This is a genomic window from Streptomyces sp. CNS606, assembly GCF_000426325.1.
Genome location: NZ_AUFD01000005.1, coordinates 380,170 through 397,282 on the forward strand (window position 1 = coordinate 380,170; position 17,113 = coordinate 397,282).

Genomic DNA, 17,113 nt, shown 5'->3' on the forward strand with positions numbered 1-17,113 from the left:
TGGTCCCCGTCCCGTGTGGGGCCGGCCAGCCCGCACAGCTGAGGGGTCCCTCGACGGGATGGGGTGTGTGCTGCTCGGCGATGTTGCCGCGAGTCGCCCGGGTGAGTGCGACGGGAGCGACACGGGCGGCCGTGTCTGCGTGTTCCCCACGCACCGGTTGGTGGGAGGCGCGTACAGCCGCCGTCTGCGACTCGTACAGCGTCGCTGGCACGTTCCCGGAGCCGGTGGTAGCGGCAGGCGTGACCAGCAGCACGACGGCCAGCAGACTGCGGAGAAGGGAGACGAGGCACTGCGAAGACACGCCTTGCCTCCCCTCCTCGCGACGCTGGTGTCGGTGAAGATACCTCTTGGCCGACCGGCGTGGGTCTGCGCATGGGAGTGTCCGCAGCGCACCTTTCGTCCGCAATCGCTGTCTCGGTCCACCTGGAGGTGTGCCGCTTCGAGGGTTGCTTCTACGCCGCTGGGCCGGGTTCAGCTCCGGGCGTCATCGGGTGATTCAGGGCTCGATCAGGCCGACGCGGATGGCGTAGCGCGTGAGTTCGAGCCGGTCGCGAAGACCCAATTTCTGCAGCAGGTTGGACCGGTGCCGCTCGACCGTCTTGACGCTGATGATCAGGAGGTCGGCGATGTCCTTGGAGGAGTGGCCCTCGGCGACGAGCTTGAGGATCTCCTCCTCGCGCTCGGTGATGGCCCTGGCGGGCGGGGCCTCACCCTTGTGCGCCTGCTCGAGGTAGTGACGGATGAGGGTGGTGACGGCGCCCGCGTAGATGAAGGGCTCGTTGCGCGTGGCGGCGCGGCAGGCTTCGACCAGGTCGCGGTCGGCCACGGACTTCAGGACGTATCCGCAGGCTCCGGCCTTGAGCGCTTCGAAGAAGAACTGCTCGTTGTCGTGCATGGTCAGGATGAGGATGCGCATGTGGGGCTGTGTCCGCGAGAGTTCGCGGGCAGCCTGCAACCCCGTCAGGCGCGGCATGGCGATGTCGAGGACGGCCAGGTCGGGTTGTTCTGTTCTTGCCAGGGCGACGGCTTCGGCGCCGTCGCCCGCCTCGGCGACGACGGTGAGGTCGGGTTCGCTGTTGAGGATGAGGCGGACACCGCGGCGGACGAGGGCGTGGTCGTCGGCGAGCAGAATGCGCGTGGGGGCCGTTGGTGTCATGGTCGGTCGCTTTCCTCTGTCACGGGCAGATGCAGCGTCACCTCGGTGCCGCCTCGGGGCGGGGTGTTCACAGTGAGTTCGGCTCCGACGAGCAGTGCGCGTTCGCGCATTCCCCGAATTCCCGCGCCTTCCTCGGCTTCTCCCAGCCCTCGCCCGTCGTCGGCCAGGCGCAGCATCACGCTTTCGCCGCGCCTGTGCAGTGAGACATCGAGGTGTTCGGCACCGGCGTGCCGCACGGTGTTGGTCAGCCCTTCCTGCGCGACGCGGTAGACGACGAGTTCTGCCGTCGCGTCCAGGTCGGGAAGATCGGGGCTCAACGTGAGCCGAACGGCAAGTCCGGCGCCGGCAGGTGTCTCCCGGGTCAGCGCCTTCAGCGCGCTGACCAGTCCGAGTTCTTCCAGGACGCCCGGGCGAAGCCTGCGAGCGATGCGGCGAATCTCCTCCAGGCTGCCCCGGGTGATCTCCTGGACCTGGCGTAGCTCCTTCCGAACCGGCTCCGGTGCGTGGTCGGTCACCCGAGACAGTTCGAGGAGGACCGCGGTCAGGCTCTGGCCGATCTCGTCGTGCAGTTCCTGGGCCACCCGGCGGCGCTCTTCCTCCTGCGCGGACAGGGCGCGGGCGTTACTGGTCGCCCGTTCGGTCTCCAGCCGACCGAGCATGCTGTTGAAGGTGCTGATCAGGTCGGCGACCTCCGCGCGGCCGCCGACGGCCAGACGAGGGCCGGGACGCAGCAGGTCGATGGTGGTCATCGCGCTGGTCAGCCGATGCAACGGCGCCAGCCCGACGCGCAACAGCAGCGCGTTGGCGAGCAGCAACGCGACCAGGCCCGCGGTGAGAATGATCGCCTCGGCCGGGAGCACCGGCGTGGAGACGGTGAGCGGGCCGACCGCGAGCAGTACCGTCGCCACGATCAGCACCACGGCGTTGAGGAGGAAGATGCGCCAGAACAGCGACATGGTCCTCAGCCTCCTCCCGCAAGGGCCGTCGTCGGCGGTCCTGACCGCACTGCGAGCCTTCCGGGAACGCCCGGCACGTCGAGATCATCTGGTCTACTACAGGGTCGACACATCCGGAAATGGGGGTCAGCCCTCATACCGACCTTACTGGCTGCTTGCGATCATGGAGGCGAGGTACCCGACCGGTCCCGAGTTCCGGATGACGGTGCCCTCGCCGGTTCCACCGCCCGCCCCGTTCCTGCCGTGCCCGCCTGGCCACGGCCGAGGACCTCGATGGACAAGGAGCGCTCCATGGCGGCCGCGGCACCTGGAACGTCTTTCGCGCGGAGACTTTCGGGTGAGGCTCTCGGCGCGAGGGAGCGCAGACGCTTGTCCCTCGGCGTTCGGCAGAACTGGAGGCGTAGATGCTCCGCACCCGCCCTCGTGCCAGGCCCGCCGCGCGCTCCGAGCGTCCGTCCGGCCGACCGTACCGCCGTCTCTGGGCCCTGCCGGTGCTGGCACTGGGTACGGCGCTTCTCGCCGTCGGCGTCATCCGCGGCGACGGGCTGCTCCTCGCCGCCGGCCTGGTCGTCATGGGACTGGCGGGACAAAGGTGCGACCGGAGCTCCGCTGACCGTCACCGGCCGCCCCCGTCCCAGGACTGACCCGGTGCCCCCGGCCGAAGTCCGGTTCCCGGGGATCCGACCGTGACCCTCCAGCAGCTGTACCTGGCGCTGCTCATCGGCGGGACGGCACTCCTGGCCAGCATCGCCGCGGCGCGCGCCGCAAGTCGCTTGGGGCTGCCCAGCCTGCTGCTCTTCCTCGGAGTGGGCGTGCTCATCGGCGAGGACGTCATCGGGCTTCACTTCGACGACGCGCAACTGGCGCAGTCCCTGGGCACGGCGGCACTGGCGCTCATCCTCGTCGAGGGCGGCCTGACGACCCAGTGGAGCGACGTCAAGCGGCTGCTACTGCCCGCAGGCACCCTGGCCAGCGCCGGAGTCGCCGTGTCCGTCGTGGTCACTGCCGCGGGTGCGCACTTCCTGCTGGGCATGGAGTGGCACCTGGCATTGCTCCTGGGCGCGATCGTCTCCTCCACCGACGCCGCCGCGGTCTTCGCCGTCCTGCGCGTGCTGCCGCTGCCGCAGAAGACAGCCGGCCTTCTGGAGGCGGAGTCGGGTTTCAACGATGCCCCGACGATCATCCTCGTCCTCGTCTTCAGCACCGCCAGCGCGGACCTGCCCAGCCCGCTCTCCATCGTCGGCGACGTGCTCTACCAACTGTCCGTGGGCGCCGCGCTGGGGCTGGCGATCGGCTGGGTCGGCGCGGTCGCCCTGAGGCACATCGCCCTGCCGGCGACCGGCCTCTACCCGTTGGCGACGGTCGGATTCGGCATCCTCTCCTTCGCCGCCGGCGGAGCGGCGGGCGCCAGCGGCATCATCGCCGCCTACCTGGCGGGCCTCGTCCTGGGCAACTCCGCCCTCCCGCACCGCGCCGCCACCCGTTCCTTCGCCGAGGGCACAGGCTGGCTCGCCCAGATCGGCCTCTTCGTCATGCTCGGTCTCCTCGTCACGCCCAGCGACCTGCCGGCAGCCGTGGTCCCGGCCGTCGTCGTCGGGCTCGTACTCCTGCTCCTCGCCCGCCCGGTCTCCGTGTTGCTGTGCCTGCTGCCGTTTCGCACCCCCTGGCGGGAGCGGGCCTTCCTGTCCTGGGCGGGGCTGCGCGGCGCCGTCCCCATCGTGCTGGCGACCTTTCCCATCGTCGCCGGGGTCTCCGGTAGCCAGAGCCTGCTGAACATCGTCTTCGTCCTCGTCGTGATCTTCACACTGGTCCAGGGTCCGAGCCTGCCGACTGTCGCCCGCGTTCTCGGCATCACCCGCCCGGGCGGCCTGCGGGACGTCCAGGTCGAGACCGCCCCGCTCGACGTGCTGGACGCCGACCTGCTCACCGTCGCCATCCCCCCGGGCTCCCGCCTTCACGGTGTCGCGATCTTCGAACTGCGACTGCCATCGCCCACTGTGGTCACTCTCATCGTCCGCAACGGCGAAAGTCTCGTCCCGGACCGCAACACGGTGCTGTGCCAGGGGGACGAGCTGCTGCTGGTGACCGTTCCCGACGCACGGGAAGCTGCCGAACGCCAGCTCCGGGCGATCGGGCGCCGCGGGAAACTCGCCCGCTGGTTCGGAGAGCACGGCGACCCCGTACAACCCCACGACGCCCCTGCTTCGTAAGCGCCCCCTGGGACGGGACCCGAGCGGAGCCGGCGCACCCTTTCCCGCCCGGCGTGTCGCGGACGCCTCCGCATCGGTGTCCGGCCGGTGTCGCGGGCCGGTGGCGCGGCGTGGTCCCGTTCGTCCCGTTCTGTGAAGTATTACGGTGCGCAGATGCGGTGGCGAGGGACGTGGGAGCGGCAAGGACCCGCCGCAGTGGATACGGGCTGGTTGGTGATCGCGGTTCTCGTGATCACGGCCGTCGCCGTGATCGACACGCTGGTCGGGGAAGCGGCGGTGCTGTCGGGGCTGTTGGTCACGGGGCCCGTTCTGGCCTGCGCCCGGCTGGACGCGGTGCGCACGGCCTGGGTGTGCGCGTACACGCTGGCGGTCTCGATCGCGCTGGCGCTTCTGACGGGGCGTGCCGGAACGGTCGATCAACTGCTGCGCCTGATGGTGCTCTTCATCGGCTGCGCGCTGACGGTGTTCCTCGCCCGGAGCCGGACCGGACGGGAGCGCGCTCTGGCGCGGGTCGCCCGTGTGGCGCAGCGGGCCATCCTGCTGCCGTTCTCCGCTCGGGTCGGAAGCGTGGACATCGCGGTGCGCTATCGCTCGGCCGATCGGGACGCGTTGGTCGGTGGCGACCTGTTCGACGTGGCGAACACGAGGTTCGGCCTGCGGGTGATGGTCGGCGATGCCCGGGGGAAGGGCCTCTCGGCGACCGTGACCGCCGCCGCCGGACTGCGGGCCTTCAAGAACGCGGCGTACGTGGAGCCGACTCTTGAGGAGCTCGCTCGGCGTGTCGACACCGAGCTCCGCACCCAGCTCGCCGAGGAGGACTTCGTCACTGCGGTGATCGTCGAATTCGTCCCCGGCCGGCTCGCCACCGTCAGCTGCGGCCACCACCCTCCGGTCGTTCTGGGACCGCGGCCGGACTTCTTCGCCACGGGTGAGAGCGCGCTTCCTCTGGGGACGGGGTTCGAACTCACCCCGGAGGTCGTCCGCATGCCGTTCGAGTCGGGGCAGTCCGTGCTGCTGTACACCGACGGGATGGCGGAGGCCCGTGATCACCAGGGTGTGATGCTGGACATGCTCGCCGTCTGCCGCGGCGTCCATGAAGCGGCGACACCGGATGCGGCCTCCGATCTCCTGCTCGAGCGCCTCGACGCGTTCGTACAGGGGCAGCGGGACGACGACGTGGCCCTGATCGTCTGCCGCGCAGTCCGGTGAAGGACCGTAGGACCGCCGCCCTGCATGTGCGGGCTGTGGCGGAACGCAGCTCCAGACGTTCGCCAGGTGCTCCACGACAGGCAACCCACGGCCGTCCTCCGTGCCGTCCCGGCGCTGCGGGGGCGTCTTCTGTATCCACGTCGCCGCCACGCGGCGCAGTGACTCCAGCGTCTTCACGGCCCCGGCGGCGTCCCCTACGTCGGTGTGCGCCCGCGCGACGTCCAGCAGCAGCCACGTACGCCACCGGCTGCGGGTCTCCTTGCTCAGGCGGATGCCCCTGGCCAGCGTCAGCGCGTCGTGCGGGTGCCCGTACTGCACGGCCAGGCGCACCCGCTCGATGCGCACCGACGACGGGCTGAAGAGCTCACCATGCGGCTGTCGCCGCACTCGGGCAGCTTGCGACCAGCCGTCGGCGATCTGTTCGCGCAGGCGCTCAACCGAGAAGTCGGGGGCGACGGGCTGTGGCAGTGCACCCCGGAGTGCGGGCATGATGGCGCGCCGCACGGCGACGAAGCGCGGGCCGTCGCTCTCTCCGGTGGCGGCGACCGCCGGGGGGCGCCGAGTAGCGTGGTCAGCTCCACGCCGAGCCCGTTGGCGAGGGCGTGAAGGTGGGGAGGCGCGCCGAGTGCTTCCGCCGCTGTTCGAGTTGGTGGATCACGTCGAGGAAGACGCCGGCGTTCGGCCGGTTCCTCTTGCGCGAGGGCGTCTGCCCGAGGTGTTCTTTTGCCACGCTGTCATGCTGCCCCCAGGCGAGACGGCCAGCTACTACGCTGCCGCGCTACCGGCCGCGGGGTACGCCCGCACCCGGTGCGGTTGCGCGTGTGCCCCGGCCGGTTCCAGCAGGGCGCCCGGCGAGTTCCGCGCGGACGCGAAGTGGAAGACGCCACCGCCGGCACCTACGCGAATGCGATGCTCCCTGTCCGGGACTACATGGAACACAAGGGCGTTCAGAGCCTTACCCGAGTTCACTTTGCAGCACGTGTGGTGTGCGTGTGCGCAGGCGATATTCGCAGAGAGAACGCGCTCGTGATCTCAGCCGCCCTATCCTGGTTGCCGACGCGATGGTTCACCGGGAGGCGGTCGAGGGTGGAGCCTGCGGCTCTGGGGATGGCGGCGCGAGTCGCCTCGACACTGATCAAGCCGCTTGTGGCGAAGCTGTTCGTGCGGGAGGAGGGCGGTGCCGACCTCGTCAGCAAGCCGATCCGTGTCTCCCGACTAGTCAGCTGGCGTGGCCAGAAGCGGACGCTGGACGAGCGGGACGTGCGCAAGATCAGCGAGAAGTTGATCAGCCGAACCCTCGCTGCGAACCCGTACGAGCCGACGGTGCACGACGGTGACCGGATAGCTGTGGTCGACGCGCTGACCAGGACCTTGTTATCGCTCGGGGACCTGGACATGGAGGACGTTCAGGCGGTCCACCTTGGGCACGTCGAGCTGGCGCGCACGCTGTCGGCAGCGGCGGACGACTCGACACGGAACATGAGCGCCGACGCGACGTATCTCTACCGTTCCCTGCTCGACGTCTGCTGCCTGCACATCCTGCAGTTCTTCACGCAGCGCTCTGCCTTCATCCCAGCCACTCTGATCGCGCAGACCCGCATGATCGATGAGACGATGCGCCGCATGGAGACGCTGGCTGCGCGGCTTCCCCCGCCACGCAGCCAGGACGCCGATTTCGAGCAGCGCTACTTGGAGCACCTCGGGCTCAAGTACGGCAAGCTCGCCATCTTCGGGCTCGACCTCAGCGCTCCCGGTCAGACGCGATGGCCGCTCGACACAGCCTATTTGAGCCTGGAACTCTCGGAGCAGAGCCGCAACGGAGGTGTTTCGGCCACTCACCGGCTCCGGGTGGAAGGGGCCCTGGCCGGCAAGCATCGTGTGGTGCTGAGAGGTCCCGCTGGCTCGGGCAAGACGACACTGGCCCAGTGGCTCGCCGTCAGCGCCGCGCAGAACGACTTCGACGATGAGCTCGCGTTCCTCCGAGGCCGTGTCCCGTTCATCCTCCCGCTCCGCAGCCTCGCGCAGGAGTCCAAGCTCCCCACTGCTGGCAACTTCCTCGCCATGGCCGACAGTGTGCTGGACGGCGCGCAACCGAAGGGCTGGGCCGATCGGGTCCTGCACAGCGGGCGTGGCATCGTCCTGGTCGACGGTATCGACGAGGTCTCGGAGTCGAAGAGGCTACTGACCAAGCGGTGGCTCACGGAGCTGACCGAGGTCTACCCACGCACGTTCTTCCTGGTGACTACCCGTCCCTCTGCGATCCCGATCGGCTGGGCGGCGGACCTCGAGTTCGTCGAGTTCGACCTGCTACCCCTCACCCAGCGCGATGTCGACAAGTTCGTCAACCGTTGGCACGACGCGGCCCTGTCGACTCTCGGGGATGCTGAGGAACGCACAGAGATGGAGCGGTATCGGAGCACCCTGCACGTCACCCTGCGCCGCAAGACCGACCTGTACCAGCTCGCCACCAACCCTCTCATGTGCTCGGTGATCTGCGCTTTGCACCGTGACCGGCACTCGCAGCTGCCCGAGGGACGCATGGACCTGTATGCGGCGGCGCTGCGGATGCTCCTTGTCCGCCGCGACAAGGAGAGGGAGGTCATCGCTCCGGAGGGCTTGCAGCTGACGGAGGAGCAGCAAATTCAACTCCTCCAGCGGCTCGCGTACTGGCTCATCCGCAACGGACGCTCCGAGGCGACCCAGGGACTGGCCGTGCGCATCATCCGGGAACGGCTCCCCTCCATGCCGCACGCCGTCCCGCCCGACGGCGCGCACCAGGTGTTCCGTCATCTGCTGCTGCGCAGCGGGCTGTTGCGGGAGCCCACGCCCGACACGGTCGACTTCATCCACCGGACGTTTCAGGACTACCTCGGCGCGAAGGCGGCCGTCGAGACCTCGGACCTGGATCTGCTCGCTAAGAACGCCGGCGACGACCAGTGGGAGGACGTCATCCGCATGGCTGTCGGGCACGCCCGCGAACGCGAGCGCGCCGAACTGCTGCGCAAACTGGTGGACATCGGCGATCAGCGTCCCTCTCAGCGTCGCCGCTACCACCTTCTGGCTGCAGCGAGCCTGGAGAACGCCACGACGCTCGATCCGGCGGTGAGGGCTGAGGTGCTCAGCCGCGCCGCCTTCCTCATCCCTCCGGCGACCCGCGAGGAGTCGGAGGATCTGGCGCAGGCGGGCGCGGTGGTCCTCGACGTGCTGTCGGGGCCGACCGACATGACGGAGGAGCAAGCCGTCGCGAGCGTGCGCACGATCGGACTGATTGGGGGGCCGGCTGCCCTGCAACGCATGCGAGCGTACAAGAATGCTCCACAACGCGGTGTCCGGCAGGAGGTCGTCAACGCGTGGTCGCGGTTCGACACATTCGAGTTCACCGAGTCCATCCTGGCCGACTGCCGTTGCGACGACATCGAGATCCCGGTGACGAACGCCGAGCAGGTGGCATGTCTGCGCCAGCTCCGCAACGTGCCGAACTTGTCGCTCCTCCGGCCGTCGCTGGTCTACCAGCTCGCCGCGGCCCTCGACCAGGACTCCATTGTGTCCCTGGCGCTGGGCACGACCGACCATCGCACGGCGGAGCTTCCCGCGCTCGGCGGTCTGACCGGGCTGCGACGACTGCACATACGCAATCCCACGTCCACACTGTCCTTTGAACCACTTGCCGAGAGCGGCATTCGGGAACTCGTGCTCGACCACGTGCCCGTCGGCCTGGACCTCTCAACGCTCCAGGCGGCACCGTTGCTGACCAAGCTAAGTCTCGGCTTCACCGATCGCGTCGCACTCTCGGAAACCGCGCTGCCCTCGATTACGTCTCTGCGGCTTGAGGGGGTGGCGGACACCGCGACGTTGCCCGACTTCGCTGCTCTCTTTCCCGGCCTCACCCGGCTCGACCTCAACCTGCACCGCAGGCCGCGTCGGGCGCCGCTCGACTTGTCCCGGGTGCGGGGCATCGACTATGTCACCATACGCGTCCGGAACACGAAGAAGATCCTCGGCCTTGACGGGCTCGACCCGGGGCGGGTTTCTGTCACCGTGGAGGGCCGCCGTGCAGGTGGTCTGCTGACATCGCTCCGCGACCAGCGCCCCTGACCCGGGCGGCTGCATCCAGCGACTGCTGGACTGAGCTTGCGTCGGATTGACGGACACGTCGGTGAATTCGAAGATCGCGAAGTGAGCGGCGGCCCGGCCGGCGCACCCCCGGTGGTGGTCTCGGCGCCCAGCTCGCGCTTGAGGGGGGGCCAAGAACGATTCCGGGACGCCGTAGGAGCCCTGGAATCGGGTGTGCACGGCGGTGATGCGCTCGGTCGGCTCGGCGTCTTAGCCGCCGGCGCGGGGAAGTTTGCACGCTGACCAGGAGCTCGGGACGACGGTGTGCAGTCCCGGGACGCATGTCTCGGAACATCGAGGACATGGTGTCTCGCGTCATCCAGGACACAGAGGCGGGCTGCTGATGTTCGGGCATGTCCAAAGCCCGGTTGGTCATCACCGCCGTCATCGTCGAGCGCCGTCCCTTCGCGGAGGTCGGCCTGGACGCCTGCGCCGGCACACGACCGCGTGCGCGCCGACCGTGTCCATCACCCTGCGCCACGGCGGAACCCTCCACCGCATCGGCATCGGACGAACCCACGCCGGAACCTACGTCCTGGCCCTCGTCCAGGACCTCGACATCCGCGTGATCAACGCCGCCAACGGCGAAATCCTCCGCGAACCGGTCCTCGACCCCACCGTCATCCACCAGCGCACAGGCCGCCCACCAGGCCCCACCCCAAAATGACGAACGCCCGAACCTACATCCCTGTAGGTTCGGGCGTCCTCGATGTCCTGCGACATCACACCGTCGGGACGACAGGATTTGAACCTGCGACCCCTTGACCCCCAGTCAAGTGCGCTACCAAGCTGCGCCACGTCCCGGTGCTCTGGGCGGCGGCGGGAAGATCCGCTCGCCGACCGGCACGAAGAACAATACCGCACTCCAGGGGGTGGATGTGCACCCCCTGCCCGCCTCGCGGGGCGGTCGGGAGGGGGTGGCGGGCGTTTGGCGGGCCGGGGCGCGGGAACCGCGGGAGGTCTGGCCCGGACCCGCAGGACAGGGAGTGCACGTGAGCAGGTCCCGCATCGTCGTCGTCGGAGCCGGGTTCGCCGGATACCGCGCCGTCCGCACGCTGTCCCGGAAGCTGCGCGGGGCGGCGGAGATCGTGCTGGTGAACCCCCACGACTACTTCCTGTACCTGCCCCTGCTGCCGGAGGTGTCCTCCGGTGTCCTGGAGCCGCGGCGGGTGTCGGTGTCGCTGGCCGGGACGCTGCCCGGCGTGCGGCTGGTGCTGGGGGAGGTGCACGGCGTGGACCTGTCGGAGCGGCGGGTGCGCTACACCGACCCGGAGGGCGGCGAGGGCGAGCTGTCCTACGAGCGGCTGCTGCTGTCCGTGGGCAGCGTGAACAAGCTGCTGCCGATCCCCGGCGTCGCCGAGCACGCGCACGGCTTCCGCGCGATGCCGGAGGCGCTGTACCTGCGGGACCACATCACGCGCCAACTGGCGATGGCGGCCGACAGCGACGACCCCGGCGAGCGGGCGGCGCGCTCGACGTTCGTGGTGGTGGGGGCCGGATACACCGGCACAGAGGTGGCCGCGCACGGCAAACTGTTCACGGACTCCCTCGCCCGGCAGCACAACCGGTCCGCCGGCCGGGGCGGCGGATCCGTGGAGCACCCGCGCTGGATGCTGCTGGACGTGGCGCCCCGGGTGCTGCCCGGCCTGGACCGGCGGCTGTCCGCGACCGCCGACCGGGTGCTGCGGCGGCGCGGCGTGGATGTGCGGACGCGGACCTCGGTCAAGGAGGCGACCCACGACGGTGTGCTGCTGGACGACGGGGCCTTCGTGCCGACCCGGTCGCTGATCTGGTGCGTGGGGGTGCGGCCCGACCCGCTGGTCGAGGACCTGGGGCTGCCCACCGAGAAGGGCCGTCTGGTGGTGGACGAGTACCTGACGGTGCCCGGTCACCCGGAGGTGCTGGCCTGCGGCGACGCGGCCGCCGTACCCGATCTGACCCGGCCGGGGGAGTACACCCCGATGACCGCGCAGCACGCGTGGCGGCAGGGCAAGCTCGCCGGACGCAACCTGGCGGCCGCCTACGGGCGCGGGGTGCGGCGCCCGTACAAGCACCACGACCTCGGCTTCACCGTCGACCTGGGCGGGGTGCAGGGCGCGGCGAACCCGTTCGGCATTCCGCTGTCCGGGCCGCTCGCCAACGCGGTCACCCGGGGCTACCACCTGGCGGCGATGCCCGGGAACCGGGTCCGCGTCGCCACCGACTGGCTGCTGGAGGCCCTGCTGCCCCGGCAGGCGGTGGAGCTGGGCATGGTCCGTTCCTGGGCGGTGCCGCTGGACACCTCCTCGCCCGAGCTGGCGAAGGCGCCGACCGGACGGAGCACCCCGGGCCGCTGAGCCGCCGAACGGGCGAGGCGCCGGGCTGCCGGGGCGCCCCGTCCGGGCGTCAGCGTTCCAGGACCAGTGCCTGCCCCTGCCCGACGCCGATGCACAGTGCCGCCAGGCCCGTGCCGGAGCCCGCTGCTGCGAGCTGGTGCGCCACCGCGCCGGTGATACGGGCGCCGGAGGCGCCGAGCGGGTGCCCGATCGCGAGCGCGCCGCCGCGCGGGTTGACGAGCGAGGGGTCCAGTTCCGGCCACTCGGCCAGGCACCCGAGCGCCTGGGCGGCGAACGCCTCGTTCAGCTCGACGGTGTGCAGGTCGCCGAAGCCGCGCCCGGCTTTGGCCAGGGCCTTGCGCACGGCCTCCACCGGGCCCAGGCCGAAGAGCTGCGGCTCGATGCCGGTGACGGCCGAGGCGCGGATACGGGCCAGGGGTTCGCGGCCGGTGGCCGCCAGGCCCTCCTCGTCGGTGAGCAGCAGCGCCGCGGCGCCGTCGTTGAGCGGCGAGGAGTTCCCGGCCGTGACGGTGCCGGTGCCGTCCTTGCGGAAGACCGGCTTGAGCTTGGCGAGCGTCTCCGGCGAGCTGCCGTCGCGGATGGTCTCGTCGCGCGGCAGGTCGACGCCCTCGTACGGGACCACTTCCCGGTCGTAGAGGCCGTCCTTCCAGGCGCGGGCCGCCTTCTCGTGGCTGGCGGCGGCGAAGACGTCCTGCGCCTCGCGGCCGATGCGGTGCTTGTCGGCGACCAGCTCGGCGCCCTCGCCGAGGGAGACGGTCCACTCCGGGCGCATCCGCTGGTTCACCATCCGCCAGCCCAGCGTGGTGGAGAACGCCTCCGGCGCCCCGGCCGGGAAGGCGCGCTCTGGCTTGGGCATCACCCACGGTGCGCGGCTCATCGACTCCACGCCGCCGGCGATCACCGCGGTGGCGTCGCCGACCGCGACCGCCCGCGCCGCCTGTACGACGGCCTCCAGGCCGGAGGCGCACAGCCGGTTCACGGTGCTGCCGGGCACGCTCAGCGGCAGCCCGGCCAGCAGTACGGCCATCCGGCCGACGTTGCGGTTCTCCTCGCCGGCGCCGTTGGCGTTGCCGAAGACGACATCGTCGAGGCGCGCGGGGTCCAGGTGCGGCGTACGGTCCACCAGCGCCCGTACGACGTGGGCGGCCAGGTCGTCCGGGCGCACACCGGCCAGGGCGCCGCCGTACTTGCCGACGGGGGTGCGGACGGCGTCGACGACGAAGACGTCACGGAGTCGATCGTTGGTCATGGCAGCGATCCTCGCAGGCCCTTCGGCGCGTGACCAGGGCCGGCCCCGCCGGTGGGCCGTCGCACCCCGCCCCATAGGGGATCGATACGGGTCAAAGGGGTGAGATCCGCGACGGGACCGCGCTCGCGCAACGCGACCGGGTACGTACGAAGGGTTGACGCCGTGCTGCCCGGCAAGCGGCAATGGTCAACGCACCGCGATGAAGCGTGCGTCGAGAGGAGCAATCCATGCCCGCTCACAGCTCCGCGTCCGCCCGTCCGCCCGCCACCGAGTCCTCACTGAGCAGGCGCAGGGTCCTCGCACTGGCGGGAGGTGCGGCGGCGGCGCTGCCGCTGTCCGCGTGCGGCTCCGGCGCCCCCGACGCCGACGGTGCGGGCGGCGGCGCCTTCACCGTCTACTGGAACCCCGGCCACGACTACGCGCCGTACCAGCAGGTCGTCAAGGAGTTCGAGAAGGCCCACGGTGTCACCGTCCGCATGCAGAAGTACCAGTGGCCGGACATGCGGACCCGCATCCTCACCGACTTCCAGTCCGGCAACGTGCCGGACCTGATGGAGGAGCCCGGAGGGTGGGTGCAGGAGTTCGCGCTCAGTGGCGACGCGCTCAGCCTGCAGAAGTACATCGAACGGGACGGTGCCGAGATGGGCTTCCCGGACGACTGGCAGACCGCCGCCGTCGAACACAACTCGCACAAGGGCGAGGTGTACGGCATCCAGCTGCACCAGACGTGCAGCCTGCTGCTCTACAACAAGCAGATGTTCGACAGGGCGGGTGTCCGGCCGCCGGCCACGTGGGACGAGGTCGTCGAGGTCTCCCGGGAGCTCACCGGCGGCGGCGTGCACGGCATCGCGCTCAACCAGGACCCCTCCTACGCCTGGCCGTGGATGCTCCAGAACAGCGTGCGCGAGTACGACCCGAAGACGGGGAAGCTCCTGACTCCCCGCGACGCGGCACGTGAGGCCCTGCAGTTCCAGACCGACCTGGTGCACAAGCACAAGGTCTCGCCCGTTCCCACGCCCGGCACGGACTACTCCGGCCCGCAGAAGCTGCTCTCCGCCAAGCGGGCCGCGATGATCGTCTCGGGTCCGTGGGACCTGGAGCCCATCGCCAAGTCCAGCCCCGATCTGGAGCTGGGCGTCGCGCAGGCGCCGAAGAAGAAGGAGCAGGCGACCATCCTCGCCGGCACGTCGGTCCTCATCCCGAAGAAGGCCCGGCGCCCGGACCTGTCCTGGGACCTCATCAAGCGCCTGACCACGCTCAAGACGGAGCTCGCCGTCACCCGGCAGTCCGGCATGCTCATGCCCCGCAAGTCCTGGGCCGAGGACCCGGTCGTGCAGAAGGACACGGTCACCCGGCAGTTCGCCCAGGGCCTGTCCTACGCCCGCGACGCGCACGAGGGCCTGTATCTCACCGGCCACTACGGGGAGATCTCCGTGGACGTGTGGAAGAAGCTCTACCAGGGGGTCGTCATGGAACGCACGCCCGTCGACGAGGCGCTGGACGCCTACCTGGCCGCCGGCCGCCGGATCATCGAGGGGTAGCCGCCCATGGCGCTCAAGACCGCCGTACGGGAGAGGTCACCCAGGCCGCCGCGGACCGCGCCGCGGCGGCCGAAGGGCGGCACGCTGCAGGCCCGCCGGGCCCGCACCGCCTATCTCTTCCTCACGCCCGCCCTGCTCTTCTTCGCGCTCTTCTTCTACATGCCGATCGCGGACATCGTGAACACCAGCATGCACTCCGGGCCGCAGGCGGACGAGTTCAGCGGGCTCGGCAACTACGTCGACGCCTTCGGCGACCCCTCCGTCCGGAACTCCTTCAGCGTCACCCTGATCTTCGCCGTCGGCACCACCGTCGGCGCGATCGTCCTGGGCCTGGCGCTGGCGCTGCTGGTCAACCGGCCGCTGCGCGGCCGCACCCTGATCCGGCTGGCGCTGCTCGTGCCGTACCTGACCTCGGTCGCCGTCGTCGGCCTGCTGTGGCGCAACATCCTCGACCCGCAGCTGGGCATCCTCAACCGGATGCTCACCGAGTTCGGGCTGCCCACCCAGGCCTGGCTCAACACCGACCCCCTCGCCACCATCATCCTGGTCACCCTCTGGCAGATCGCCGGCTACACCATGATCCTCTTTCTCGCCGGCCTGCAGGGCATCCCGGAGGTCTACTACGAGGCGGCCACCATCGACGGCGCCAACCAGTGGCAGCAGTTCTGGCGCATCACGCTGCCGCTGCTCGCGCCCACCACGCTGTTCGTCTCGGTGATGGCCGTGATCTCCGGCCTCCAGGCCTTCGGTCAGGCGTACATCATCACCAACGGCGGCCCGGCCGACGCCACCGACCTGTACGTCTTCCACGTCTTCGAGGTCGCCTTCCGCAGCCGCGACTTCGGCTACTCCTCCGCCCTGTCGGTGCTGCTGCTGTTCGTCATCATCGCGTTCACCGCCGTGCAACTGCGCGCAGGCCGCCGTGGGGAGGTGCAGTACTGATGACCCGGTTCGGCCGGATCGCGGTCTACGTGACGCTGCTCGCCGCGAGCGCGGTCACCATCGTGCCGCTGCTGTACATGCTGACGCTGTCGCTCCAGACGGAGGGCGAGACGCTGTCCGGCGAGGCGGTGCTGCTCCCGGAGACCCCGCAGTGGGGCAACTACGTCACGCTCTTCGAGGAGGCGCCGTTCGGGAACTTCATCATCAACAGCCTGGTCGTCGCGGGTGGCATCACGATCGCCCACCTGGTCTTCGACCCGATGATCGGCTACGTCTTCGCCAAGTTCGACTTCCCGCTGAAGAACACGATCTTCGTGGCGATCCTGGCGACGCTGATGATCCCGCTGTTCGTGCGCATGATCCCGCTGTACGTGATGATGTCCAACCTGGGCTGGCTCAACAGCTACCAGGCCCTGATCCTGCCGTTCGTCATGGACGGCTTCGGCATCTTCCTGATGCGGCAGTTCATCCAGCCCATCCCGGACGACCTGCTGGACGCCGGGCGGGTGGACGGCGCCTCGGAGTTCGCCGTCTACCGGCGGGTGGTACTGCCGCAGGTCAAGCCCGCCCTGGCGGTGCTGGGGCTGTTCACCTTCGTCTTCCAGTGGAACGAGTTCCTGTGGCCGCTGGTGGCCACCACCACCGAGGACATGCGCACCATCCCGGTCGGGCTGACCCTGTTCAACCAGGAGCACTTCACGCTCTGGCACCTCACCGCGGCCGGTTCGGTGATCATGTTCGTGCCCACCGCGCTGATCCTGGTCTTCGCCCAGCGCTACTTCGTCCGGGGCATCGCCCTGACCGGTCTCAAGTAGTCCCGAACCGGCCGACGGGCCGCCCGGCTCGGCCGGGCGGCCCGTCGGCCGGTTTCGTGCGCCTGGGCGCCTGGGCGCCGTCTAGAAGTATCCCTCGCGCTTGCGGTCTTCCATGGCGGCTTCGGACATCTTGTCGTCGGCGCGGGTGGCGCCGCGTTCGGTGAGGCGGGAGGCGGCGATCTCGGTGATGATCGCGTCGTTGGTGTCGGCGTCGGAGTCGACGGCGCCGGTGCAGGACATGTCGCCGACGGTGCGGTAGCGCACGGTGCGGGTCTGCAGGGTGGTCTTCTCGGTGTCGGTGGGTCCGCCCCAGTCGCCGGCGGAGAGCCACATGCCGTTGCGGGAGAAGACCTCGCGGCGGTGGGCGTAGTAGATGGCGGGGAGTTCGATCTTCTCGTGGCCGATGTACTGCCAGACGTCGAGTTCGGTCCAGTTGGACAGGGGGAAGACGCGGACGTGTTCGCCGGGGGAGTGGCGGCCGTTGTAGAGCTGCCACAGTTCGGGGCGCTGGCGGCGGGGGTCCCAGCCGCCGAATTCGTCGCGGAGGGAGAAGACGCGTTCCTTGGCGCGGGCCTTCTCCTCGTCG

General features: G+C 70.0%; 14 protein-coding genes and 1 tRNA gene. 9 read left to right on the forward strand and 6 right to left on the reverse strand.

Annotation, left to right across the window (positions count from 1 at the left end; all coding sequences use genetic code 11):
* Nucleotides 1–496: 496 nt before the first annotated feature.
* Both K304_RS0101705 and K304_RS0101710 read right to left on the reverse strand, forming a co-directional pair.
* Nucleotides 497–1,156 (reverse strand): response regulator transcription factor, encoded by a 660-nt coding sequence (locus K304_RS0101705; protein WP_027762323.1) that lies wholly within the window; start codon nt 1,154–1,156, stop codon nt 497–499.
* Complete coding sequence (locus tag K304_RS0101710; protein ID WP_027762324.1) at nt 1,153–2,112, reverse strand: HAMP domain-containing sensor histidine kinase; 960 nt, start codon at nt 2,110–2,112, stop codon at nt 1,153–1,155. Before K304_RS0101710 ends, K304_RS0101705 begins: the two co-directional genes overlap by 4 nt.
* Before the next feature lie 404 nt (nt 2,113–2,516).
* Between K304_RS0101710 and K304_RS26800 the strand changes: the two genes are divergently transcribed.
* The 3 genes from K304_RS26800 to K304_RS26805 all read left to right on the forward strand — a co-directional run bounded on the left by K304_RS26800 (nt 2,517) and on the right by K304_RS26805 (nt 5,531).
* Nucleotides 2,517–2,756: a hypothetical protein gene (locus K304_RS26800; protein WP_037788938.1), complete on the forward strand. Its 240-nt coding sequence runs from the start codon at nt 2,517–2,519 to the stop codon at nt 2,754–2,756.
* A gap of 42 nt (nt 2,757–2,798) precedes the next feature.
* Entirely contained in the window at nt 2,799–4,322 is a 1,524-nt protein-coding gene (locus tag K304_RS0101720; protein ID WP_027762325.1) for a potassium/proton antiporter, read from the forward strand.
* A 213-nt stretch (nt 4,323–4,535) separates the two neighbouring features.
* On the forward strand, nt 4,536–5,531 hold the full coding sequence (locus K304_RS26805) for a PP2C family protein-serine/threonine phosphatase (RefSeq protein WP_051307671.1): 996 nt from the start codon (nt 4,536–4,538) through the stop codon (nt 5,529–5,531).
* A 571-nt stretch (nt 5,532–6,102) separates the two neighbouring features.
* On the opposite strand, the gene K304_RS33855 is transcribed toward K304_RS26805, so the two are convergent.
* The gene (locus K304_RS33855) at nt 6,103–6,261 is read right to left on the reverse strand and encodes a hypothetical protein (protein WP_486591545.1); all 159 of its coding nucleotides are present in this window, start codon (nt 6,259–6,261) and stop codon (nt 6,103–6,105) included.
* A gap of 143 nt (nt 6,262–6,404) precedes the next feature.
* Between K304_RS33855 and K304_RS26810 the strand changes: the two genes are divergently transcribed.
* Nucleotides 6,405–9,626 (forward strand): NACHT N-terminal Helical domain 1-containing protein, encoded by a 3,222-nt coding sequence (locus K304_RS26810; protein ID WP_078528265.1) that lies wholly within the window; start codon nt 6,405–6,407, stop codon nt 9,624–9,626.
* Between the two features lie 478 nt (nt 9,627–10,104).
* Nucleotides 10,105–10,311 (forward strand): hypothetical protein, encoded by a 207-nt coding sequence (locus tag K304_RS0101735; RefSeq protein WP_027762326.1) that lies wholly within the window; start codon nt 10,105–10,107, stop codon nt 10,309–10,311.
* Between the two features lie 63 nt (nt 10,312–10,374).
* Here K304_RS0101735 and K304_RS0101740 read toward each other — a convergent pair.
* Nucleotides 10,375–10,448, reverse strand: a tRNA-Pro gene (locus K304_RS0101740).
* A gap of 188 nt (nt 10,449–10,636) precedes the next feature.
* Between K304_RS0101740 and K304_RS0101745 the strand changes: the two genes are divergently transcribed.
* On the forward strand, nt 10,637–11,980 hold the full coding sequence (locus K304_RS0101745) for an NAD(P)/FAD-dependent oxidoreductase (protein WP_027762327.1): 1,344 nt from the start codon (nt 10,637–10,639) through the stop codon (nt 11,978–11,980).
* Nucleotides 11,981–12,029: 49 nt separating this feature from the next.
* On the opposite strand, the gene K304_RS0101750 is transcribed toward K304_RS0101745, so the two are convergent.
* Nucleotides 12,030–13,229, reverse strand: coding sequence for a thiolase family protein (locus tag K304_RS0101750; RefSeq protein WP_027762328.1), 1,200 nt, complete (start codon nt 13,227–13,229; stop codon nt 12,030–12,032).
* Between the two features lie 227 nt (nt 13,230–13,456).
* On the opposite strand from K304_RS0101750, the gene K304_RS0101755 reads away from it, so the two are divergent.
* Genes K304_RS0101755 through K304_RS0101765 form a run of 3 tightly spaced genes read left to right on the forward strand, consistent with a single transcriptional unit; the run spans nt 13,457 to nt 16,527 of the window.
* Nucleotides 13,457–14,770 (forward strand): ABC transporter substrate-binding protein, encoded by a 1,314-nt coding sequence (locus K304_RS0101755; RefSeq protein ID WP_078528269.1) that lies wholly within the window; start codon nt 13,457–13,459, stop codon nt 14,768–14,770.
* Nucleotides 14,771–14,776: 6 nt separating this feature from the next.
* Nucleotides 14,777–15,712, forward strand: coding sequence for a carbohydrate ABC transporter permease (locus K304_RS0101760; RefSeq protein ID WP_106965497.1), 936 nt, complete (start codon nt 14,777–14,779; stop codon nt 15,710–15,712).
* Nucleotides 15,712–16,527 carry a carbohydrate ABC transporter permease gene (locus K304_RS0101765; RefSeq protein WP_037788940.1) on the forward strand — a complete coding sequence of 272 codons (816 nt, stop codon included), beginning with the start codon at nt 15,712–15,714 and terminating at the stop codon, nt 16,525–16,527. Before K304_RS0101760 ends, K304_RS0101765 begins: the two co-directional genes overlap by 1 nt.
* An 81-nt stretch (nt 16,528–16,608) precedes the next feature.
* Here K304_RS0101765 and cysD read toward each other — a convergent pair.
* Nucleotides 16,609–17,113, reverse strand: a 505-nt coding sequence (gene cysD, locus K304_RS0101770) for a sulfate adenylyltransferase subunit CysD (protein ID WP_027762332.1), incomplete at its 5' end; no start/stop codon positions are given.